Raw genomic sequence first — 22,929 nt, forward strand, 5'->3', positions numbered from 1 at the left:
TTCAGAAGAATTTCCAATAAAACTTAAAGGATTTCCAAAATAGCCATATCCATTGTAAACCTTAGTATCGTTTTAATCAAATATAATCATACAACAAAATGTCACAATATTCTGCGGAAATCAAGCCTTTGCAGGTCAGCTCCACAATGTTTATAATGTTAGATAAGCCAATATGGCAATTTGAAACTATCAACTCGGAGGTGTAATATTACGTGACACTAGAGCAATCCGTTCCTATGAGCGATCTGCTGATCATAGGAGGCGGTCCGGCCGGGATGTTTGCCGCTTTTTACGGCGGAATGCGCCAGGCATCGGTAACCCTTATTGAGAGTATGCCCCAACTCGGGGGGCAGCTTGCTGCTCTTTATCCAGAAAAATATATTTACGACGTGGCCGGGTTTCCAAAAGTCACCGGTCAGGAGCTGGTAGATAACCTTTCCCGCCAAATGGAGCTGTTTCAGTCCGATATCCGGCTGGAGGAGAAGGTCGTTTCGCTTAAAAAACAGGACGAACGCCATTTCGTCATTACTACCGATAAAGCGGAATATCACAGCAAAGCCGTGATCATTACTGCAGGCGTAGGCGCTTTTGAACCCCGCCGTCTGGAGCTTCCCGAAGCGGCGCGTTTCGAAAAAGCCAACCTGCATTATTTTGTCAGCGATCTTAATGCATTTAAGGGCAAAAAGGTGCTGATCAGCGGCGGCGGCGACTCTGCTGTGGATTGGGCACTGATGCTTGAACCGATTGCTGAGCAGGTTACTCTGATTCACCGCAGGGATAAGTTCCGCGCCCATGAGCACAGTGTGGAGAACCTGATGGCATCCAAGGTCAATGTCATTACGCCTTCGGAGATTACCGGGCTTCACGGCGAAGAATTTATTACCAAGGTTACCTTGTCCCACATCAAAACCAAAGAAACACAGGAGCTGGAAGTGGACAGTGTTATCGTTAACTTTGGCTTCGTGTCCTCGCTGGGGCCGATTGCCGAATGGGGCATCGATATTGAGAGCAACTCGATTGTGGTAGACTCCCGCATGGAGACCAGCATTCCGGGGATCTTCGCCGCTGGTGATATTACCACGTATCCGGGTAAGCTGAAGCTTATCGCTGTTGGATTCGGAGAAGCGCCTACCGCAGTGAACAACGCCAAGGTCTATATTGATCCCGAAGCCAAGCTGTCTCCCGGACACAGCAGCAATCTCAAGCTGTAGCCGGACATTCACCTCTGTTATTCTACAAATAAAAGGGTATCCTTTCAGGTTGATTGCACTTCAACTTGAAAAGATACCCTATTTGTGCCGCTTGCGGTTGAATGATTGATCTGCTGCAAAGGTATGCTCCGGGCTTCTAGTGCAGAACCGCATGAACTGGAGAGTGTAAGTTCCGTTTGCGAATTTCAGCGAGCAGCAGAGCGATGAAATCATGCTCTAATTGCAGTTCTATTGCTCTATGGTAAGAGTCCAAGAGCATCTCATCCGACAATTCAACCATAACGTTCACCTACCTTTCCTTTATTTGAATCTGAATCTATCATAGCAAACTATTATTTTTCGAACAAGCGTTCCCACTATCCACAAGCAACTGTGGAGATCCTGTGCATAATATGTTAGTAAAGGCCGAGAAGTCATTCACCGCACAGTGGACTATGGGGATAACAGTTATACACAGGATGAATCCGCCGATATTTTGCCTGAAATATTTTTACATTGTTCATAATTCCGTGGAATTTTTTATCATATATTACCTCAAGGATTACACAACTAAACGCAATTCTATCTCATTATTATATTTATCGTCAATTCTTAAAAATTTTTTAATTACTTCGGGCGGGTATTGACCTCCAAAATCCAGATCTTTCCCCGGCGGTCCACAGCATAATCAAAACCAAGCACACCAATGCCCGGAAAATGCCGTTCCAGCACCTCTATGCAGATCAGGGTCAGGCTCCGCATCTCCGCTTTTTTGGCAGAGGTCCTGATCCGCGGCAATGATATTCTCAGTCCCTCACGGCAGCTTAGCATCGTTCCGCCCTTGCAGAGATTCGTCACGAACAGTCCCGGACGCGCCACTCTTCCGACCATAGAACGAAATTCCCAGTGTGCTCCGTTCTTCGCCACCTTGACCCGGTAATCGATAGGACGTCCGCCAATCTGGGCCAGTGAGATGCCCTGCTGCATCAGATATTTCCGTTTGGCCTTAAATAAGTCGAGTGCGCGCTTCATGGAGGAGAAATCCCGGTACATTCTTGTGCTGTGCATATGTGTGAAGCCGTATCCCCGGCTGTTCCGGAACACTTTGATCACCCCAAAACCGCCACCGCCAACAACAGGTTTGATTACAACCGTTCCGTATTTCCTCAGCATCCCTAACAACCCAGCAGCGCTATATTCCATCGTTCTCGGAATGTAACCGGCAACCCGCGGATCGCTGAGCAGCGCCTCGGTTTTCAGCCACTTGCTGGCCAGTTGTCTTCCCGCCATTGTTCAACCTCTCCTTTCACATTCCCAGCCTACCCTATACTTTACTCAGAAAAGGCCCCCCCCTCCTGTATGATTGTCCGTATGAGCAGGTGCGCACAGCAAAAAAGGGCATATAGCCGCCAGGCCTTATGTCCTATCTAACCTATATGGGAGAGTAGCAGGGCTGCTGCAAATTCTGACAAGCCTCTTCTACGGCAATCGACAGCAACCGCCGGTAGGGGAACCGCTCGCAGAGTCTGTCGGATTCTCTGGTCATGCGGCGTTGCCCCTCAGCCACTTTTTGCTGGAAAATCCTTAAAATTCATTGTATTATGACCTGGAGAGGAGGACTCTTCATGGCAGAGCTTTTTGAAGTGCTGTACTGGGTGGCAATGGTTGGAATGACCGTCGTTCTGGCAGGAATCACCGTTCTTGTCTGCGCATTAGGCTTCAAATTCATCAAAGACCGGCGCCGGGTCCTCGGCACGGGCTGCATCGCCTTTTCTCTGGGCGCCGCCGCACTGGTCGTATTTATGATTAATTTCAAGTTTATTATTCCTGCTTAATTAAAAGTTTCGCTCTTTGCAACGCCCTGTCACAGAGTTTTCTGTACAGGGTTTTTATTATACTCTATGAAAAAAAGAAGCGATGGCTTGTGCAAATGGACAGGTTGATTTGCTGATATTGCCTTATCTCTATAATCATTTCCGCCTCCCTCTCTGCAGCACGGGGGTCCGCCAATAGTTACTTTATTATTTGCACTATCATATTTCAGAGCTGAGTTCAGTCCAAAATAATCAGTCATGCTTTTAACCGACAAATAAAGAGAGCCGTCATACTTCAAAGCTTTTACAGAGCCCCAACGGCATTTCCTGTTAAAAAAATATTAAGCAATAACCGCGATTCCAAGCTTCTTTTTCATATAGGTTTGAATATGCGAATATTCTGGCATATGCAACTATCCCTTCGAGTGTTTTCTCCAAATACTTGTCCATAGAAACGGAACACCGAACACAGGATCATTCTCTGCACATTCCTTCATCATACGAATCTCCACCAGTTCAAAATATCCGCCAAAGATTTCGCGTAACTTCTCTTGGCTGTAAGCTTGTCCGCCGTGCATGCTGCGATCCCGGTAGACATCCCAGTCGCTTATTTCCATGGCTCCTCCCATTTCCGTAAACCCGGGAGCAAAACAAGTTAATCCAAAATATCCCCCGTCCTTCAGCGCATGATGGATCATCTCAATATATCCGATACGCCGATGGGGCCACAGGTGGTGCAGGCAGCCTGCATCATAGACCAGATCATATTCGGACCGGGGAGACAGATCGAAAACTGATCCAAGCGTAAAGTTCACCGTGGCATTCTTTTCAGCTGCCCGCTCTTTTGCCCAAGTAATAGCTTCTTCTGAAAGATCTACCGCATCCACATCAAAGCCATGGTGCGCCGCATAAATCGCATTCCTTCCCGGACCGCAGCCCAGCTCCAGCATTCGCCCTCCCTGTAGTGCTCCTGCTTCTACAAAAGAGACTAAATTCTCATCCGGCTTATCTGCAAAAAAGGGAACTCCCTTCGTTCGGTCACCATAAAATTTATTCCAAAACGGGGCGGGCTCCCTCATCAGCGAATCCAGCATGCTGAGCAAATTCTCCATGCTTTTAATCGTTTCCGGCATTTTGGGCATCTCCTAAAATAGATTGTTTGCAATCGGGCAGACAGCATTTTTTTGAAATATTCGCTGTTTAATTTTTATCAAGGGAGACTGGTTGTTCTTTAGATTATTACTCTTTCATTATACCAGTCCAACTAAAAACTGGAAACGGAGTTTAGCTTGCCCCAACGTACAAAAAAGCCTCCAGGTACATTCACCTGAAGACTTCGGTACAGCAGCCGGTTATATGAATAAGAAAAGTAATGGCTCTCAGACACTCTAACCTTAAGTGGAATTTCTCCACTAAATTATAGCATTCTGTTAGCTCAGTAGCATTTAGTGGGATTTTCTCCACTTATTTCGGAGGAACTTAGCTGATACCGCCTAAATGGGCCATTTTAGTTGTACTTATTCCACCTAATGAGGGCACAGCAGTCAAAAGTCTCGGATTAGTGGGAGAAATTCCACTTAACTCTATAGCTTAGTTCAGTTTCAGCGCCACCATCCGAGTAATTCCGCTACACCAAAATGTTTAGCCTCAATCCCTCAATCCGCAGCGCTGAGCCACGAATCCTTCGCTTATATCCGTCTGTATCAATCATCGGCTACAGCTAGAGAGCAGCAAATACATTCAGCCGGGGTTTAGCAAGGCTCAGCCGCAGGCTTGCCGGCATCGTCCTTCGTACGGAAGCTTGAGCCGCAGCCGCAGGTAGCGGTAGCGTTCGGATTATTGATGGTGAAACCGCCGGTCATGCCGGATTCCTCGAAGTCGATCTCGAGGCCGTTCAGGTAACGGATATCATCTTTGCTAACGACAACCTTCATGCCCTGCACATCCATATAGACGTCCTGGTCAGTTTCGTTGTCGTCGAAGCCCATAGCGTAGGAGAAACCGCTGCAGCCGCCTTCAGTTACACCAAGACGAAGGAACATATTCGGGATTTCCTGTTCAGCCAGCATGGTCTTGAGTTGTCCTGCTGCTGCTTCACTGATTGTAATCATAGTCTCTAACCTCCTGAAAAATTATTCTGTATTCTACAGCCTGCCCGGCCAAAAGTAACTGTCTATATAAAAATAAGTATACTCCACTATTCCCCTGCCCTCAAGTCCAAACTGCACCTGAGCGGCACAGTTAAACATGCAAATCCATCTTCTCTCAGCGGTTGCTCCCCCCTTGTGAGAGGTTTATAATAGGTAAAGCGATATGCGAAAATTCGGAAAATTGTCACGCAGTCAGCTAACATCGCAGCTTTTTGTAATGGACGGCTACTCCCTAAGTTTGTTTCGGGAATGATTCTGCGATGCGCTTGCTTCGCCAAAACCTTCAGGAGGAAATTATATGTCTACTCTTATAACACCCCAGACCGATGCCAGAATGGCGAACATTATCGACAAGGTTCGCGGCGGAGAAAGATTAAATTTGGAAGATGGCGTTTATTTATATGGAAGCAACGATTTGCTAACCATCGGCCAGTTGGCAAATGAGGTGAATCAGCGGAAGAACGGCAACAAGGTATATTTTATCGAAAATATGAGCCTATATTTCACCAATGTCTGCGAAGCACACTGCGCATTCTGCAATTTCCGCAAAGATGACGGTGAAGAAGGCGCCTATACCCTTTCCGGTCAGGAAATGGTGCAATATGTCGAACAGCACATCCATCCCGGAGTGCGCGAGTTCCATATTGTCGGCGGCCATAATGATAAGGTGCCCTTTCAATATTATGTTGATTCGCTCAAGGCCTTGAACGAAGCGTTCCCTCAGGTGACTTTGAAGGCGTACACAGCGGCGGAGATTGACTTCTTTACACGGATTAGCGGACTGAGCATCCGCGAAGTGCTGGAGGAGCTGCGTGCTGCCGGACTTCAGTCTCTTACTGGCGGCGGGGCAGAAATTCTGTCCGACCAATACCGGAAAAAAATGCGTGTCAACAAAGCCAATGTAGAGGAATATCTGGAAGTTCACCGGACCGCACACCAGCTTGGGATGAAGACTCATACCACAATGCTGTACGGATCGATTGAATCGCATGAGGACCGCGTGCGCCATATGCTGCAGATCCGCGACCTGCAGGATGAAACGAACGGTTTCATGGTGTTCATCCCATTGTCTATGCAGCCCAAAAACAAGAATGCCGGCATTATGCGCCGCAACTCGGCTTATGAGGATCTCAAAACAATTGCGATCAGCCGTTTAATGCTGGATAATTTCGACCATATTAAGGCCTACTTCATTAATATCGGGCCACAGCTTACCCAGGTCGCACTCAGCTTCGGCGCCTCGGATGTACATGGTACGATTCTGAAGGAACGCATCAGCCATGCGGCCGGAGCCCTGACTCCAGAGGGACTGACCCGTGAAGAGCTAATCTGGCTGGTAAAAGGTGCCGGAAAGATTCCGGTAGAGCGGGACACGTTTTATAACGAAATTAAGGTATACGAATAACTGCAAGCCGGCGTTCCTCCGGCAGCTGCTGCAATGACCATAACTGAGCCATATTCGAAAGGACGATGTCATGAGAACATTACTCGTCTTGGGCGGCGGCTACGGCGGCCTTGCCCTCATTCAAAAATTACTCGACAACCATCTGCCCCACGATGTGGAAATTGTTTTAGTGGACCGTATGCCTTACCAGGGAATCAAGACAGAATACTACGCACTCGCTGCGGGCACCGTCACCGATTATCACTTGCGCATCCAGTTTCCGGTGCACCCGCGTCTTACTGTACGTTACGGCGAGGTAGGCTCCATCGATCTGGAGAGCCGGATGATCTTTTTGAAGACGGGAGAGCCCATGTCTTACGACATATTGGCCATTGCTCTCGGCTGTACGGATAATTATCATAATGTTCCAGGCGCAGAAGAGCATACCTGCAGCATTCAGAGCTTCTCCAGTACACGCGAGACTTACCGGCGCCTGAATGATGTGAGGCCTTACGGAACTGTCAATATTGTAGGCGGAGGACTTAGCGGAGTGGAGATTGCTGCAGAGCTGCGGGAAAGCCGGCCGGATCTAAACATCTCTATTCTGGACCGTGGAGAACGTGTGCTGTCCTCTTTTCCGGCAAAGCTGTCGCAGTATGTGGAAGAGTGGTTCAGTGAGCACCATGTGGAGACACTGGGTCATATCTCCGTATCCCATGTCGAAAAAGATGCCATCTTCAATGGCACCCAGGCTATTCCCGGTGATGTGACCGTATGGACCGCCGGCATCCAGCCGGTGGAGGTCGTGCAGCAGCTTGAGCTGCCGAAAGACCGGGGCGGACGAATTATTGTAGAGCCTTACTACAATGTGGCGGATTATCCCGAGGTCTATGTGATCGGGGACTGTGCCAGCCTTCCCTTCGCGCCAAGCGCGCAGGCGGCCGGAGCGCAGGGTGAACAGGTGGCGCAGATCATGCAAGCCCTGTGGCGTGATGAAACGCCGAAGCTGCACAAAATCAAGCTGAAGGGCACCCTTGGCTCTCTGGGCAAAAATGCCGGTTTTGGCTTGATGGGCCGCCGCTCTGTCATGGGGCGGGTTCCCCGCTTGCTGAAAAGCGGTGTGCTCTGGATGTCCAAACGGCATTTTGGCTAAAATATGAGCCTGGGACTAATCGATCTCAAGATTGTCCCAGGCTTCTTGTTCTTTTATTGCAGCCTCTATGGCCGCTTCAAGCTCTTCCGGTGTTTCCGCTTCAATGATCTCACCGTCAAGCATGGCGAACGGCTGCAGATAGCATTGTCCGCAATTGTTCAGACAGCCATATTCAATGACATCGTATTCGGGATTGAGTTCCAGCTTGCGCTTGAGCGGTTCTGTGCCGTGTCCGATATTGCTGGCACAAAATTCAATAAGTGGTCTCATGATGTTCTCCTTATTCTGTGTGAACCATTTTATTTTTTAACTTTTTGTACTATAATAAGCATACGAAAGGAGTGATTGAGAAATGAGTGAGAATCTGCAAAGCACCACCATGTATGATGAAGTACTGGAAGTGCTCGATAAACTTCGTCCGTTCCTGCAGCGCGATGGCGGCGACGTCGAACTGATCGATGTAGAAGACGGCATTGTTAAGCTGAAGCTTATGGGTGCCTGCGGCAGCTGCCCAAGCTCCACGATCACGCTTAAAGCCGGGATCGAACGCGCCCTCCTTGAAGAAGTAGAAGGCGTAGAAGAAGTTATTCAAGTATTCTAATCCCGTTGTATAACAATCCCGGCCTCGGATGAAGAAGGCCGGGATTTTTTCTATTATAGTGGATTTCACATTCGGGATCAACCTAGTGTGCGGGTGCAGCCGCCGGAATAAATCTGAATCTGCAAAAAGACCAGAAGTGCTCCGTTGCCTTCATGGCTAACGGATACCTCTGGTCTTTAATTTATAAATGTTCAGCTCAAGAAATCAACTTAGAATGCCGGAATGATCGAGCCTTGGTATTCTTTTTCAATAAAGGCTTTGGCTTCCGGGGAAGTCAGAGCTGCAGCCAGCTTCTGAATGGCATCGGAGTCCTTGTTGTCAGGACGCGCTACCAGCAGATTGGCGTAAGGAGAATCGGTTCCTTCGATGAACAATGCGTCCTTGGTTGGAACCAGCTTCGCTTCCAGGGCATAGTTGGTGTTGATCAGGGCAAGATCTACTTCATCCAGCTGGCGGGGCAGCATAGCGGCTTCAAGCTCTACAATTTTGAGATTCTTCGGATTCTCCGTGATATCGGCTGTAGTTGAGGTAATATTCGTATCGTCCTTCAGCTTAATCAGGCCATTTTTGGCCAGGAGGATCAGCGCGCGGCCACCGTTGGTGGCATCGTTCGGAATCGCTACTTTTGCACCGTCAGCCAGCTCGTCGATCGATTTAATTTTTTTGGAGTAAGCACCGAAAGGTTCTACGTGAACCGCTGTTACGGATACGAGGCTCGTGCCGTTTTGCTTATTCTGATCATCCAGATAAGGCTTGTGCTGGAAGAAGTTCGCATCCAGTTCTTTCTCGGCCAGCTGCGTATTCGGCAGAATGTAGTCGGTAAATTCCTTGATTTCCAGCTTGATGCCCTGTTTCTCCAGAAGCGGAGCAATAGCCTTCAGAATTTCTGCATGCGGTTTTGGCGATGCGCCAACTACCAGGGTTACCGGTTCTGCAGAAGGTTCAGTGGTGGGCTCTGCGGAAGCATCCGCAGCCGGAGCGTTCGTAGCCGCAGAATTTGCAGCGTTATTGGTTTTATTGTTGTTGCCGCAAGCTGCCAGCACCAATACCAAGGTCAAACTGAAGAATGTGAGCAATACTTTTTTCATTTGTAAATCCCCCTCCATCTCATTATTTTTGTATGAATAAGGCTCTATATGAAACTGCCTTATTTCCGGGTAAAATGTTGTACCAGCCGGTCGCCGGCCATTTGCAGCAGCTGCACCAGAATAACCATCAGTGCCACGGAGATAATCATAACTTCCTTCTCATAACGGTAATACCCGTAACGGATAGCCAGGTCCCCCAGGCCTCCGCCGCCGATCATTCCTGACATCGCTGTGTAAGAGACCAAGGTAACAATCGTAATCGTCACTCCGGCCAGCAGGCCTGGACGGGCCTCGGGCAGAAGCACACGCCAAACGATTTGGCCTGTAGAGGCTCCCATTCCCTGCGCCGCTTCGATCACACCCCGGTCAACCTCACGCAGTGCCGTCTCCACCAGTCTGGCAAAAAACGGAGCCGCGCCGATCACCAGCGCCGGAATCGTCCCCAATACGCCAATTGAAGTCCCCATAATGGACTTGCTCAGAGGAATCAAGGCGACCATCAGGATGATAAAAGGCACAGACCGCAGAATATTTACAACGAATGATAATACCGAGTAAATTGACCTGATTATAAAGTGATTTGATCTGCCCCATAAATATAACACAATTCCGAGTGGTAAACCAAGAATAATTGTGAAAATTCCGGAATAAGCCAACATTCGAAGGGTAGCTATACCCGCATCCAGCATTTCTTCCCAGTTAATCTCGTTAAAGTTCAAGCCGCCCATCAGGCGAACACCTCCACATCAAGACCTTGTGCCGCCAGTTCGGCAAGGGTCGCCTCGACGGCTTGCGCGCTTCCTTCAAAGCGAACAAGCAATTGGCCGTAAGGCACATCTTTGATCGTTGAAATCGTCCCCTGGAGGATGGCAAAGTCTACACCTGTTCCACGAACCACATGGGATAAGGTAGATTCATATGTCTTTTGTCCAAGAAAAGTGATTTTGACGGATTTGCTGTACTTATCATGCACTGCCTCCAGGGCAACACGGAGCGGCCCTTCATGCTGGTTCTCACTGCGGATGAAATCTTTCGTCACTTCATGTTGGGGCTTCAGGAATACATCTGCCACTTCCCCCTGCTCCACAATTCCCCCGCCATGGATCACCGCTACCCGGTCGCAAATGCTCTGAATCACATGCATTTCGTGGGTAATGAGCACAATGGTCAGATGAAACTTCCGGTTAATGTCCAGCAGCAGCCGGAGAATGGAGTCGGTTGTCTGCGGGTCCAGCGCCGAGGTGGCTTCATCGCAGAGCAGCACATCGGGGTCGCTGGCCAGCGCCCGTGCTACACCGACACGCTGCTTTTGACCGCCGGAGAGCTGCGCCGGATATTTGCGGCTGTGCTCTTCCAGTCCCACAAGCGCAAGCAGTTCCAGCACCTTGCGTTCAATCTGCGCCTTCGGCGTACCAGCCAGGCGGAGCGGAAAAGCAATGTTGTCGTACACCGTTGCAGAAGACAGCAGATTAAAATGCTGAAAGATCATGCCGATCTTGCGCCGCTGTTCCTGCAGCTGTCCCTGGCTCAGTGAGGTTAATTCCACTCCATCCACCCAAACTTCGCCTTCGGTAGGGCGCTCCAGCAGATTGATGCAGCGGATCAGTGTGCTTTTGCCGGCGCCGGAGTGGCCAATCACCCCAAAGATCTCACCCTTTTTAATCGACAGGTTAAGACCCGAAAGCGCCATTGCAGCCTTGCTGCCTTTTCCGTATACTTTGGTCAAACCTTTCAGCTCTATCAAACTAGTAATCCTCCCCCAAGTAACCCTTATAAAAACTAAAAAGACCTCCTACGATCGATTGCAGATCGCAAGAGGCCCCGTGATTGTATTAACCCTGCCTTCTCATCTGCCAACGACCGTAACCTGTACGGCATTGTAGGAATTAGCACCATGACATTTGTACAGAATACCATGTAACGCATTCCATACAAATCGGTTGCCGGGCTTCATCGGGCCTATCCCTCCGCCGCTCTCGATAAGAGTTGATTATGAAGTTAGCTGCCGAAGCATGTAAGATGCTAATGCAAGCTCAAGTATAGTAATTTTCAGGTTTTTTGTCAAAGGGAACTTTTTACTGGGGATGATGGCCTCTCTTTAGGTTTGCCGCAATTTTGCCCTTGTGCCACTGCTCATTGCTGTACCTGAAGGAAGCTGCCAAGGATTTGCAGACCATTTCCAGACTCTGCTTCAAATCCTCCAGATGGCTGTCCAGATCCTCCAGATGAATTTTGTCATGGAGGCCCTGATGCCGCTGCCACAGATCATCCTGCATTTCGGCGTTCATGTAATGAATCTCGGCGTTGCGGCGTTTGCGCAGATTTTCGAGCGGTTCACGGTAGGCGTTCTTGATCGTCTCCAGTTCGCCGGCGAAGGCTGTATGCTTCTCATGCAGCTGAAACTGGCGCAGTACAGTGAAATAGGAGAAATGGACTTTGACTTTGCTGGTATTCAGGTCATACAGACTGTTAAGAACCGTACCCAGCTTGTCCAGCAGTGAGAATACACGAATGAAGCCATTTTTATAAAAATAAACATAACGCGCATATTCCCCCTGCTCCTTGGGAGACATATCATCCATATAACCCGCTACAACGGATTTGCGGAAAAAAGCAGCCGCGAACCAGCTTTGCTCCAGCTCGTCCAAGGAAGAGATCAGCCCGCGCGTCCAGATTTCCAGCTTGCGGGATTCATGATCCGGGTCTTCATGGGTGTTCATCTCCCTGCGCAGCATGGATGCCACCTTCGCCATATTGTCCATGGCTTCAGCCAGCATACCGCTGTTCTCGCGGGGCGGTTCTCCGAGTAATATCCGCAGCATCCTGCATCCTCCTCAGTGTGGGAAATAGCTGTTCCAGTTGCGGTCGACCCGCTGGACAATATCCTCGCGCGGAACCAGTTCCTCGGGGTAATCCCGCTTCATCCGGGCATCGATCACAAGGGGCAGCTTATAGCCGATATGATGGCTTTTGATCTCGTATTCGGCGTAGATATCACTGGCCGGATCGAACCTCGTGAACACCGTCCACAGGAATGAAGTTTGCGTGCGCACCGTATCCGGGGCATTATCCACTACAAACACCAGCGGCCAGGCTGTTTCCTGTGCACGCAGAGCTGCGATTAGCCGGGAAGGAAGCTCAGGATCTTCTTCATAGGATGCACCGGAAACAGCCAAACATCCCCGGCAGTAAGGAATTGCCTCTGTAATGCCCGGTAGAAGACCTTCCGTGTAAGCTGAGGGCAGCTCACGCACCGGATTCCCCACACCCAGCATGATGGCTTTGCTGCCAGGGTTCATCGCATTGGGCGAATGATCTTGCTCGTCCGGGGCAGCATTTCCGTACACCAGGAAATCCGAGGCGGGATTGAAGCGCTCCAGCACACTTTCCAGCAGCTTGGGGAACTCCGCCAGCTCCACGGGTTCATTGGTCAGCAGCAGGAATTTGGTCAGTGACAGCTGGCCTTCCCCCAGGATACGGTAGGCGGACACCACCGCTTCTCTGGGATAACTCTCCCTTACTACGGCAGACACCAGTGAATGAGGGCCGCATTCGGAGTATTCCCACAACGCTTTGACGGAAGGCATCAACAGCGGGTATACGGGGGCCAGCAGCCGCTGTATGTATTCCCTGAGATAATAATCCTCCTGGCGCGGCTTGCCGATGATCGTTGCCGGAAAGATCGCATCCTTGCGGTGCCAGATACGCTGCACATGCATAACAGGGAAATGGAGGGGTGCGGAATAAAATCCGTAGTGATCCCCGAACGGCCCTTCCGCCCGCCGCTCATGGGGGGCAATCAGGCCCCGGATGGCAAATTCCGCTTCAGCGGGTATCTGGTGCCCGCCCATCGGGTCCTTGACCATCTGCAGCTTGCCGCCCAGCACAAGCGATGCCAGCAGCAGCTCCGGCAGACGTTCCTGCACAGGAGCTGCTGCAGCGGCTATCAATGCCGGAGGCCCGCCGAGAAAAACGGACACGGGCAGCGGCTCGCCGAGCTGCTCCGCCTCCCGGTGATGAAAGCCGCCTCCCTTATGCTTCTGCCAATAGACCCCCGCCTTGCTGTCATCATATATCTGAACACGGTATATTCCAAGATTATGGTTCTGCGGATGAGTGATGCTCTCGGTATAGACCAGCGGCAAGGTCAGAGAAGGCCCCCCTTCCTCCTGCCAGCCGGTGATGCGCGGCAGTTCCTTCAGCGGCTCGGTGCTGCGGCAGACCCCAAGAACAGGCGCTTCTCCCTGCGGCACATTCCGGGTCCCGACCTTGAGCAGGTCCAGCAGCAGCCGCTTCTCCTTCCAGAGCCCGGATGCTGTTGGCGGCAGCAATGTTTCCATGGCGCCCATGAGGGTCTTTACCAGCTGCTCGGGGCGGGTCCCGAAGGCCTGGTTGGCCCGGCGCACCGTTCCGAACAGATTCGTCGCCACCGGAAACGGCGTGTCTTTTACATTCGTGAAGAGCAGAGCCGGCCCCTCCTCCCGCACCACACGCCGATGAATCTCCGCAAGCTCCAAATAAGGGTCCACCGGAGCATCAATTACGGCAAGATCCTTATCCTTGCGGAGCTGTTCAATCCATTGACGCAAATTACCATATCCCAATCTCGTTCCTCCTCAAACAGGGCACTATCCCACAAAAGTTTGATGAGCGCAGACTATTTATTCGCTCTTTCCAGCTGCCATACGCGCACACTCATATAACACAGAACACCGAAAAGCCCGGCGATCAGGAGAATATGTGCCAGTGCGGCAAATATGTACAGCCTTTCGTTATATAGGGTATGAACAACAGCCGCACCGCTGAGTACCTGAAGCAGACACAGCACAACTGCTGCAATGCCAAGGGCTCTCAGCTCAGGCTGCGCTTTATGTTTCCAGAAGGCCAGATGTCCAAGGCACGCAATCAGGAGAAACAGCAGCGCCGCCGCAACCCTGTGCGTAAAAACAATGGTTACTCCGCCTGACAGCTCAGGGAACCACTCCCCGTTACAGAGCGGCCACCCGGAGCAGCCTCCCTGGGAGTCTGTATGGCTGACATACGCCCCAATATAAACCACTATATAAGAATATAACGCAGCCGCCCACGTTAAGTTGCGGAAGCCCCTGCTGACCCCCCGGTCCGCCACAGGGGGAGCATCCCCCCATGCATGCCTGCGTTTCGTCCCCAGGGCAAGCATCAGCGAGCTGGCGAAAGCGATCAGCGAAAAGCCCATATGCAGCGCCATCACCGCAGCCGACTGCGGCCGGATCACCGCGAGTGCCCCCATTCCTCCCTGCACTACCACGAATAAAAGCGTCAGCAGGGCAAACACCTGCAGATCTCTCCGCTCACGGGCATAACGCCAAAAGGCAAACATTGAAGCAAGGGACAGCAGACCGGCAAGACCGCTGAACAGACGATGGGTATACTCAATGAGGGAGCCTATTGTATAGGCAGGAATAAGCTTTCCGTGACACAGCGGCCATTCATTGCCGCACTCCAGCCCGGAACCTGTTTTGGTGACCACGGCTCCGCCGAGCAGAGCCATAAACATAATTAGACAAGTGATGTAGCTGAGCCATTTCAATTGATTCATCGTCAATGAGATCACCCGCAATTTTTATAGGAATGATTAGGAATTAGTACGTGGTTGTAAGCCTTTGCAGCACCCGGTTTAGAAAAAAACCGCTTCTGCTCGGGTAGGGCAAAGCGGTGCAATGTGATTACTTGTGTATGGTCAGATAAACTTCGAGCGCCCTGTCCAGAAACCCCTCGATCTCCTCACGGGATTTGCGCAGCTTGTTCACGAATCTCACGAGCTCGCGGCCATCGCTATACGCAACAAAGCTGGGAATGCCGAGAATATTCTGTTCCTGGCTGACATCGCCTACAGCGTCAACATCCACTTCAACCAGTGTGAGGCGGTCCGTATATTTCTGCTCTACATCAGGCATGAACGGATCAATGAACTTGCAGTCGGAGCACCAGTCGGCTTTGAACACGGCCACGGTCAGACGGGGCGATTGAATCGCCACCTGAAATTCCGCAGGCGAAGTAATTTTATCCATAAATTGAACAGTCCCTTCTGATATAAGAGTAAGCTGTTTGTTGGTTTTTCTTTAAGTGAATCAAATTGTCAGGAATAAGTCAAATAAAAAAGACAGAATAAGACAATGATCACAGATTTATTGCTCAGAACGAACGCGTTCAGGCTGCAGCTTCATGAGCGGACCCAGCAGCTTCTGCAACGGCCGTGGATAACCGGCGATTTCCTGACGGCTCAGCACTCCCAGAACAATGAGTAGCACAAGGTAGACGATAACCACCGCCGCCCCTACAACGAGGCAAGTGATCAGGAAGGCCAGGCGCACAGGCATCATATGGGTAAGCAGCTGTCCCGCCTCGTTCAGTCCGTAGCCAATCCCTCCGGCGGCCAATACGGCAACTGCGAAGCCGCCCCAGCGTTTGCCGAGAATCTCGAAAGGAACGATCGTCTTGAGCATTCTCAGGTTAAGCAGGGTAATCACAATGAAGCACAGCGCCGTGGCAGCAATAATGCCGTAAATCCCGAACAAGCGGCTGAGCAGGAAGTTGGAGCCGAATTTGACCAGCAGACCCGCCAGCACGTAATACATGGAGATCCGCGCTTTGCCCATCCCCAGCAGAATGGAGTTGGTCGTCATCATCGTAATCTGGAATATCGTCCCAAGGGTCAGCATGGCTACAATGCCGCTGCCGTCCAGGCTGCTGAACAGCAGGCCGTTCACGGAATACGCCGCTACAACGAGTGAAAGAACAATAGGCGTCCCCGTCAAAATTGAAATCCGCAGCGCCAGCGTGATCTGCCGCTTCAGGTGCGCCTCTTCGCGTCTTGCATAAGCGGCGGAAATGACCGGAATCAGCGAGGTGCTGAGTGCGATGGACAGCACCGGCGGAATTCCGGCTACACTCTGCGCCCGGCTGCCAAAGATCCCCAGGGCCTGAGTAGCGGCTTCCCGCCCGATCTGCCCGCTGAGCAGCGGAACAATGAATGAGGTATCAATGAAGTTCACGACCGGAACCGTAACGGAAGAGAGCACAATCGGTATGGACAGCTTAAAGATATCCTTATAGATTTTCAGCAGCGGAATCCGGGCTTGACTGGAATCATACAGGGCTTTCTGCTCCTCGCTGCGGCGGAGCTTCACCGCATAATACAGCATCACGCCAAAAGCCCCGATGCTGCCTAGAACGCTGCCGAAGGAGGCGCCGGCAGCCATCCAGGTATTGCTGTACCCTTGGCGCAGCAGAATAAAGGCAAGCAGGATCGCCGTGGATACCCGGGCAATCTGCTCAATGATCTGTGAGATGCCGCCAGCCATCATATTGTTGCGTCCCTGGAAATAACCGCGCATCATCGCGATCATCGGAAAGAGCAGCAGCGCCGGGGCAATCGCCCGGATCGCCAGCGTGCTCTCAGGCACCTTGCTATACTCTGCATAGTAGGGAGCCGCTATGTACAGGATTGTACTCATCAGCACACCAACCACCGCAGCAAAAATAAGCGCCGCGCGGTATACCTGCTGCGCCTCATGCGGCCGGTTCAGGGCATAACGCTCAGACACCATTTTGCTGAGCGTACTCGGAATACCTGCTGTAGCCAGCGGCAGCAGCATCAAATACACGTTGTTGGCCTGCGTAAACGATGCATTCCCGATGTCATTGAATAAATGCTCCAGCGGCACCCGCTGGGCAAGACCAAGCACGCGGGCCACGAGCGCCGCCGCGGCCAGGATAAGCGTGCCTTTGACAAAAGACTCTTTCTTGGTGGACAAACTGTTTCGCCTTCTTCGCTGTTAAATTAATACCGGCCAATCCAGATAAAGAAGAGGACGACCATGGCAATTTGCAGCACGATTTTGACGACCGTGCTGCTGAATAAGCCAAGCAGTGAGCCAAAGCTCACCTTCAAGGCTTTGCCGGGCTTGGAGCCGGCGATCAGCTCACCGGCAAATGCCCCGACAAAAGGACCGATCAGCAGGCCAAACGCTGAGATAAGGAGCGGGCCCAAAATCAGGCCAATCGTGCTGCCGATCACCGAAGCGCGGGAGCCGCCGAACTTTTTGACGCCCCAGGCCCCGACCACATAATCCGCCACAAACAGCACAACCACGATCAGCGTCTGGGTGATCCAGAATCCCGCACCAAACGGATCAAAGGAAAAGAACCAGCCGTATACGAAAAAAGCCAGATAAATCGCCAGTGCGCCCGGCAGTATGGGATACACTGCTCCGGCAAGCCCCACGGCGAACAAAGCAATAATCAGAACCCACCCCAGAATCGCCAATTCCTTCAACTCCTAAAATCTGTTATTTTCCGGATGATCTTCCGGCCTGGGCTTCTACTTCGAGTTCAGCTTCGGCCAAAATATACTTTTGGATTACTTCTGCAATGCCGTCGTCATTGTTCGTGGCGACGACGGCGTCCGCTTCCTGCTTCACAACCTCCTGGGCGTTGCCCATGGCGACACCGAAGCCGGACTGCTGGATCGCGGCCAGATCATTCAGACTGTCCCCTACAGCGACAACCTGGGACATCTCTAAGCCCAGAAGCTTGCAGACCTCCCGGATACCCGAAGCCTTGTTGATGCCCAGCGGATTAATCTCCAGATTGGTTGGTGAAGAATTCGTAATTTCGAGTCCGCCCAGATCTTGGAGCCGCATCAGCAGCTTATGGCGGATGTCATCGTCCTCTGTGGAATACCCGAACTTAAGCCACTCCCGGCCTTCGATATCCCCATCCCAATTGTCGCGGTTATAAACCTCATCTACTGAACACGCCCAGAACCAAGTCCCGTATTCTTCGGCGATCTCATGCATGGTCTTGACCAGCGTCACATCCAAAAGGGAGCGGCGGTACAGCTCACTCGGCGTACGCCACACCTCACTGCCGTTGACCATAATCATCGGAGTTTCAAGTCCCAGTTGCTCAGCATAAGGCATGGCACCGCGGGAGGTGCGTCCGGTGGACAGGCAGACATGAACGCCCGCATCCATCGCTTTTTTAATCCATTCCACCGTTTTGGGGGTAATCTGTTGTTCATCATTCAGCAGGGTTCCATCCATATCCAATGCTAGCAGGCGGTATTTGGCAATCATTTGCCACCCCTCCATTCTTCTTGTAGGCCCTCTCTATGCAAAGAGCAGCTGTGTATTTGTATTGCCGGCTTTTCCGTCTTCCCGACTATTATATCAGTTGTTTGTTGTCGCTGTATTTTCGGAATCCTTCCCTGCGTCAGCGCCGTCTTTGGCACCTTCTGTCTTCAAGCTTTTCTTAGGCACGCCATCCAGGCCATACTCCCAATCGTAAGCGTCAAAAATCTTACGGGCCACCGGCGCCGCACTGTTGGAGCCAAATCCCCCTTCAGGGATAACCACGGCTACAGCCAGCTTCGGATTCTCACGCGGGGCAAAGGCAATGAAGACCCCGTTATCGCGCAGGTCGCCTTTGGCCGATTGCTGTGATGTCCCTGTTTTGCGGGCAAAATCATAAGGGAAATCAGAAAATGCAGTTACATCACTGCTCATGCCCTTTTTGATTTCTCTCCAGAAGGACTTGTCAAAGGTCGTGACTTCATCAATAACCTCACGTCCAAAGGTCTTAACCACCTTACCGTCCGGGTCCGTGATTTTGCTGACCAGCTGCGGTTTGATCCGTACACCTTCATTGGCAAGGGTCGAGGCATACTGTGCAAGCTGCAGCGTAGTGTAGCTTCCCTGCTGTCCGAACGATGCATAGACCAGCGCCGCCTGGGCACTCCCGGCTGCTTTTGTATTCGTATAGTTGATTTGTCCCAGGAACTCTCTGGGAAGTCCGCTTTGCGTCGACACGCCAAGGCCGAATTCCTTCATATATTTATCCCAGACCCCAATACCTTTGTCGCCATATTTCTCGTACAGCTTCTTGCCGACCATATCCACCATGAAGACGTTGGAGGATTTCTCAATCGCCCTGGAGGGGTCCATGGAACCGTACACGTGCCCGGAGGCATTGCGGACCGAGGATTTATCATTTTTCCCGAAAAAGGCAATCCCTTTATCCTGATAGGTAGTAGAAGTGGAGAAAAAGCCTTCGTTCAGTCCGATAAGCACACTCAAGGGTTTGATGGTCGAACCCATCAGCAGCACCGATTGAAGTCCATGGCCCGACACCCCGGAGGATATCGGATTGATGGTTCCGTTCTGATAGTTATCAATAATGCTGTTCCAGACATCGGTAGGCAGTGAGCCTTTCGTCCAGACATTTGTATCATAGTCAGGCATGCTGGCCATAGCGACGACATTCCCGGTGTCGACTTCCATCGCTACAGCGTAGCCTGTTACGGCATCAGGATGTGTTTTCCCCTGCACGGAATGGGAATGCAGCCAGCTAATCTGCTCTGTAATAGCCTGCTCTGTCTTAAGCTGGATGTTTTTATTGATGGTCATCCAGACGTCATTTCCCTTTACAGGAGGGACCATATTCTCGATTTTTTCGGCCATATTCTGCGGATTGACGGAGATTACCTGATAGCCGTTTTTGCCGCGGAGTTCCCGCTGATACTGCAGCTCCAGACCGTCGAAGCCGACAAACTCATCATCCTTGTAAGTCAACCCAGGGTCATTGTCGATCTTTTTCATTGCATTTTGAATGTTTTTGTAAATATCCAGACTGCCTGCGGACTTGAAAGGTTTGATATAACCAACAGTCTGCACCGCGACCGTATCCTTATTATAATGGCGGTTGCTCTCCTCGACGACTTCAAGGCCCGGGTATTCCTCTTTATGCTCCATGAAATAAGCCACTTCTTTGGGGGTAAGGCCAGCCTTGATCCGCCGGGCCATAAAGCCGGAATATTTCTTGAACTTGAGGTCCAGGGAGTTAATTACATCATTAACCGTCAGTTTTTCGCCATTCGGATCGCCATACTTATTGAAATTCTCAACCAGATTGTTAGCCAGCGCGTAGACATTTGCCCGGGCCTCCGGAGTAAATGAAGTTTCACCTGTTTTCTTATCTGTAGACTTGGCTATATATTCTTTGGTAAGCGTGATATACAGGGATTGCACAGAGCTGGAATACGCAATTTCCTCGCCTCCGGCGGCGCGGATCGATCCCCTTATGGCTGCAAGCGGCACATTTTTGGTATCACGGCTGGTCTCAACCTCTTTTAAATTGGGGCCTTCCACAAACTGAACAACGGCAAGACGGATAATGATAACGCAGAAAATGACAAACGTGCTGAAGAAAAACACGTTGAGGCGCAGGCCAAGCGAGCTCTTGCTGTCCTTCCCGTCCGGGGGAGAGGCCTGCTTACGGAAAACACTCACAGTTTTTTCACTCCTCTACATCTTAAAATAAACCATTTATTTCAATGTTGACTCCGTGGCAGGGGATACGTTCTTTCGGGGGACTCCATTCAGTCCGTATTCCCAGTCATAGGCATCAAATATTTTGCGGGCTACCGGGGCGGCACTATTCGATCCAAAACCGCCCTCCGGAATCACTACAGCTACAGCCAGCTTGGGATGCTCACGGGGCGCGAAAGCGATAAACACACCGTTGTCACGCGTCACTCCGTACGCATCCATTTCGGAAGTGCCGGTCTTGCGGGCAAAATCATAAGGAAATCCGTCAAATGCCTTGACGGCAGTATTCATCCCTTTTTTGATCTCCTTCCAGTAGGAGGGATCGAACGAAATTGTGCTTAGCACCTCACGGTGAAACTCTTTGACGGTCTTGCCTTCCGCATCGGTAATTCTGCTGACCAGCTGCGGCTTGATCCGCTCTCCCTCATTGGCGAGAGTTGCTGTGTACTGGGCCAGCTGCAGCGCTGTATATTTGCCTTTCTGGCCGAAGGAGGCGTAGACCATGGCTGCCTGGGTGCTGCCGGCCGCTTTGGTATCCATATAATCACCCAGTCCGGCACTTTCATTAGGCAGGCCGCTTTGTGTGGATACGCCCAGCCCAAAAGCCTTCAAATATTGATCCCACACCTCCGGTGCCTTGCTCTTATATTTCTTGTACAGGGGATCCCCGATCATATCGATCATAAACGCGTTGGATGATTCCTGAATCGCTTTAGCCGGATCCAGCGGTCCCAGCACATGGCCTGAGGAATTTTTTACAGAAGCATTGTCGTCTTTGCCGAAATAAGCGATCCCTACATCGTTATAAGTATCGCCGGTAGAGAACAAGCCTTCATTTAATCCAATCAACACACTTAACGGTTTGACCGTGGACCCCAAATAGATCACTGACTTCAGGCCATTCCCTGAAATCCCGGAGGTAGTATCTCTGATCGTTCCGTTCAAATAATTGTTCGCAATTTTTTCATACACCTCAGGCTCAACTTTATCTGTTGTCCAGACATTCGTGTCATAATCAGGCATACTGGCCATGGCCACTACGTTTCCAGTGTCCACTTCCATGGCAACAGCGTAGCCGGTCAGGGCATCGGGATGAAGTTTCCCCAGCACCGGATTGGTGTGCAGCCAGCGGATCTGATCCATAATCGCCTGTTCGGTCTTCATCTGTACGTTCTTGTTGATCGTCATCCAGATGTCGTTCCCCTTGACCGGAGGTACGGATTCAATAATTTCTTCGGCCATATTCTGCGGATTTACAGAAATGGTCTGGTAGCCGTTTTTCCCGCGCAGCTCCCGCTGGTATTGCTGTTCAAGGCCATATGCACCTACAAATTCTTCCTCTTTATACGCTAAGCCGGGATCGGCATTATTTTGCTTCATCGCACTGCGGATATTTTTGTAAAGATCCAAACTGTCTAAGGATTTAAAAGGTCTGATATAACCTACCGTCTGTACAGCCACCGTGTCCTTGTCATAATGTCGTGCAGCCTCCTCCACAATCGAAAGGCCGGGATACTGCTCCTTATGCTCCAGAAAATGAGCCACTTCCTTGGGCGTAAGTCCTGTCTTGATTTTGCGCGGATAGTAGCCAAGCGTTTTTTTGAAATTGAGATCAAGCAGTGTTGTAATTTCTTCTCCTGTCAGCTTTTTGCCGGACGGATCGCCATATTGATTGAAGACAGACTCCAGTCTTGCTGCCAGGGAAGCAGTGTTCGCTTTGGCCTTGTCGGTAAATTCATATTCATTGGTTGTCTTATTCCTATAGGTCTCGGTATAGTCCTTAGTTAACGTGATGTACAGGGATTGGACAGAAGTGTTATACGCGATGTTCTCCCCGCCGGCAGCATGAATTATCCCCCGGATCGCGGAGAGCGGGACAGTTTTGGTCTCCTGATTCTCTTCAATTTCTGTCAAAGCCTCAGCCTCGACGAACTGCAGTGACGCAAGACGGACAATAATGACACAAAAAATAAAAAACGTGCCGAAGAAAAACAAATTGATGCGCACACTGGATGTGCTTCGGCCATGACTTGAATCGGGGCTTCTGCCCGGGAAACCAAACCATTTCACGGCGGATTCTCTCCTTAGCTAAAGCAAATATTGCCTGGTCGGAACGTATTCTTCAAGGCTGCTTGGTATGCCTTGTTATTGTACCATATATCCCAAGGCTGACGCTCCCT

The 22,929-nt window shown here is 50.8% G+C and carries 22 protein-coding genes and 1 riboswitch; of the genes, 5 read left to right on the top strand and 17 right to left on the bottom strand.

Annotated features, from left to right (window positions below):
- Positions 1 to 236: 236 nt before the first annotated feature.
- Positions 237 to 1,211: an NAD(P)/FAD-dependent oxidoreductase gene (locus PRIO_RS27770; RefSeq protein WP_020426359.1), complete on the top strand. Its 975-nt coding sequence runs from the start codon at positions 237 to 239 to the stop codon at positions 1,209 to 1,211.
- 136 nt (positions 1,212 to 1,347) lie between these two features.
- Here PRIO_RS27770 and sda read toward each other — a convergent pair whose 3' ends face one another.
- Positions 1,348 to 1,491, bottom strand: coding sequence for a sporulation histidine kinase inhibitor Sda (gene sda / locus PRIO_RS35145; protein ID WP_042217282.1), 144 nt, complete (start codon positions 1,489 to 1,491; stop codon positions 1,348 to 1,350).
- Between the two features lie 326 nt (positions 1,492 to 1,817).
- Positions 1,818 to 2,480, bottom strand: coding sequence for a YheC/YheD family protein (locus PRIO_RS27775; RefSeq protein ID WP_020426358.1), 663 nt, complete (start codon positions 2,478 to 2,480; stop codon positions 1,818 to 1,820).
- A gap of 335 nt (positions 2,481 to 2,815) precedes the next feature.
- On the opposite strand from PRIO_RS27775, the gene PRIO_RS27780 reads away from it, so the two are divergent.
- Positions 2,816 to 3,025: a hypothetical protein gene (locus PRIO_RS27780; RefSeq protein WP_020426357.1), complete on the top strand. Its 210-nt coding sequence runs from the start codon at positions 2,816 to 2,818 to the stop codon at positions 3,023 to 3,025.
- A gap of 392 nt (positions 3,026 to 3,417) precedes the next feature.
- Here the strand turns inward: PRIO_RS27780 and PRIO_RS27785 are convergent, their stop codons facing one another.
- Positions 3,418 to 4,146, bottom strand: coding sequence for a class I SAM-dependent methyltransferase (locus PRIO_RS27785; RefSeq protein ID WP_039785697.1), 729 nt, complete (start codon positions 4,144 to 4,146; stop codon positions 3,418 to 3,420).
- 609 nt (positions 4,147 to 4,755) lie between these two features.
- Positions 4,756 to 5,115: a HesB/IscA family protein gene (locus tag PRIO_RS27790; protein ID WP_020426355.1), complete on the bottom strand. Its 360-nt coding sequence runs from the start codon at positions 5,113 to 5,115 to the stop codon at positions 4,756 to 4,758.
- A gap of 337 nt (positions 5,116 to 5,452) precedes the next feature.
- Here PRIO_RS27790 and mqnE point away from each other — a divergent pair, with 337 nt between their 5' ends.
- Both mqnE and PRIO_RS27800 read left to right on the top strand, forming a co-directional pair.
- Complete coding sequence (gene mqnE, locus PRIO_RS27795; protein WP_020426354.1) at positions 5,453 to 6,559, top strand: aminofutalosine synthase MqnE; 1,107 nt, start codon at positions 5,453 to 5,455, stop codon at positions 6,557 to 6,559.
- A gap of 70 nt (positions 6,560 to 6,629) precedes the next feature.
- Entirely contained in the window at positions 6,630 to 7,691 is a 1,062-nt protein-coding gene (locus PRIO_RS27800; protein WP_039785694.1) for an NAD(P)/FAD-dependent oxidoreductase, read from the top strand.
- A gap of 15 nt (positions 7,692 to 7,706) precedes the next feature.
- Here the strand turns inward: PRIO_RS27800 and PRIO_RS27805 are convergent, their stop codons facing one another.
- A complete protein-coding gene (locus tag PRIO_RS27805; protein ID WP_020426352.1) occupies positions 7,707 to 7,961 on the bottom strand; it encodes a YuzB family protein in 255 nt (84 codons plus the stop codon).
- Between the two features lie 82 nt (positions 7,962 to 8,043).
- On the opposite strand from PRIO_RS27805, the gene PRIO_RS27810 reads away from it, so the two are divergent.
- Entirely contained in the window at positions 8,044 to 8,292 is a 249-nt protein-coding gene (locus PRIO_RS27810; RefSeq protein WP_020426351.1) for a NifU family protein, read from the top strand.
- A gap of 209 nt (positions 8,293 to 8,501) precedes the next feature.
- Here PRIO_RS27810 and PRIO_RS27815 read toward each other — a convergent pair whose 3' ends face one another.
- The 12 genes from PRIO_RS27815 to PRIO_RS27870 all read right to left on the bottom strand — a co-directional run bounded on the left by PRIO_RS27815 (position 8,502) and on the right by PRIO_RS27870 (position 22,819).
- Entirely contained in the window at positions 8,502 to 9,380 is an 879-nt protein-coding gene (locus tag PRIO_RS27815) for a MetQ/NlpA family ABC transporter substrate-binding protein (RefSeq protein WP_020426350.1), read from the bottom strand.
- Positions 9,381 to 9,439: 59 nt separating this feature from the next.
- Positions 9,440 to 10,108, bottom strand: a complete 669-nt coding sequence (locus PRIO_RS27820) for a methionine ABC transporter permease (RefSeq protein ID WP_020426349.1) — start codon at positions 10,106 to 10,108, stop codon at positions 9,440 to 9,442.
- Positions 10,108 to 11,124 (bottom strand): methionine ABC transporter ATP-binding protein, encoded by a 1,017-nt coding sequence (locus tag PRIO_RS27825; protein ID WP_020426348.1) that lies wholly within the window; start codon positions 11,122 to 11,124, stop codon positions 10,108 to 10,110. The genes PRIO_RS27820 and PRIO_RS27825 overlap by 1 nt, the downstream gene beginning before the upstream one ends.
- 99 nt (positions 11,125 to 11,223) lie before the next feature.
- Positions 11,224 to 11,366: riboswitch (SAM riboswitch) on the bottom strand.
- Between the two features lie 89 nt (positions 11,367 to 11,455).
- The gene (locus PRIO_RS27830; RefSeq protein WP_020426347.1) at positions 11,456 to 12,202 is read right to left on the bottom strand and encodes a Cthe_2314 family HEPN domain-containing protein; all 747 of its coding nucleotides are present in this window, start codon (positions 12,200 to 12,202) and stop codon (positions 11,456 to 11,458) included.
- 12 nt (positions 12,203 to 12,214) lie between these two features.
- Positions 12,215 to 13,984 (bottom strand): UbiD family decarboxylase, encoded by a 1,770-nt coding sequence (locus PRIO_RS27835; protein ID WP_020426346.1) that lies wholly within the window; start codon positions 13,982 to 13,984, stop codon positions 12,215 to 12,217.
- A gap of 53 nt (positions 13,985 to 14,037) precedes the next feature.
- Positions 14,038 to 14,964 (bottom strand): COX15/CtaA family protein, encoded by a 927-nt coding sequence (locus PRIO_RS27840; protein ID WP_085981506.1) that lies wholly within the window; start codon positions 14,962 to 14,964, stop codon positions 14,038 to 14,040.
- A gap of 121 nt (positions 14,965 to 15,085) precedes the next feature.
- Positions 15,086 to 15,430 carry a thioredoxin family protein gene (locus PRIO_RS27845; protein WP_020426344.1) on the bottom strand — a complete coding sequence of 115 codons (345 nt, stop codon included), beginning with the start codon at positions 15,428 to 15,430 and terminating at the stop codon, positions 15,086 to 15,088.
- 117 nt (positions 15,431 to 15,547) lie between these two features.
- Positions 15,548 to 17,176: a putative polysaccharide biosynthesis protein gene (locus tag PRIO_RS27850; protein WP_020426343.1), complete on the bottom strand. Its 1,629-nt coding sequence runs from the start codon at positions 17,174 to 17,176 to the stop codon at positions 15,548 to 15,550.
- Between the two features lie 26 nt (positions 17,177 to 17,202).
- A complete protein-coding gene (locus PRIO_RS27855) occupies positions 17,203 to 17,688 on the bottom strand; it encodes a DUF456 domain-containing protein (protein ID WP_020426342.1) in 486 nt (161 codons plus the stop codon).
- Positions 17,689 to 17,710: 22 nt separating this feature from the next.
- A complete protein-coding gene (locus tag PRIO_RS27860; protein WP_020426341.1) occupies positions 17,711 to 18,499 on the bottom strand; it encodes a Cof-type HAD-IIB family hydrolase in 789 nt (262 codons plus the stop codon).
- 93 nt (positions 18,500 to 18,592) lie between these two features.
- The gene (locus tag PRIO_RS27865; RefSeq protein WP_020426340.1) at positions 18,593 to 20,710 is read right to left on the bottom strand and encodes a peptidoglycan D,D-transpeptidase FtsI family protein; all 2,118 of its coding nucleotides are present in this window, start codon (positions 20,708 to 20,710) and stop codon (positions 18,593 to 18,595) included.
- Positions 20,711 to 20,746: 36 nt separating this feature from the next.
- Entirely contained in the window at positions 20,747 to 22,819 is a 2,073-nt protein-coding gene (locus tag PRIO_RS27870) for a peptidoglycan D,D-transpeptidase FtsI family protein (RefSeq protein ID WP_020426339.1), read from the bottom strand.
- Positions 22,820 to 22,929 lie beyond the last annotated feature (110 nt).

The organism is Paenibacillus riograndensis SBR5, assembly GCF_000981585.1.
Lineage (GTDB): Bacteria > Bacillota > Bacilli > Paenibacillales > Paenibacillaceae > Paenibacillus_AQ > Paenibacillus_AQ riograndensis.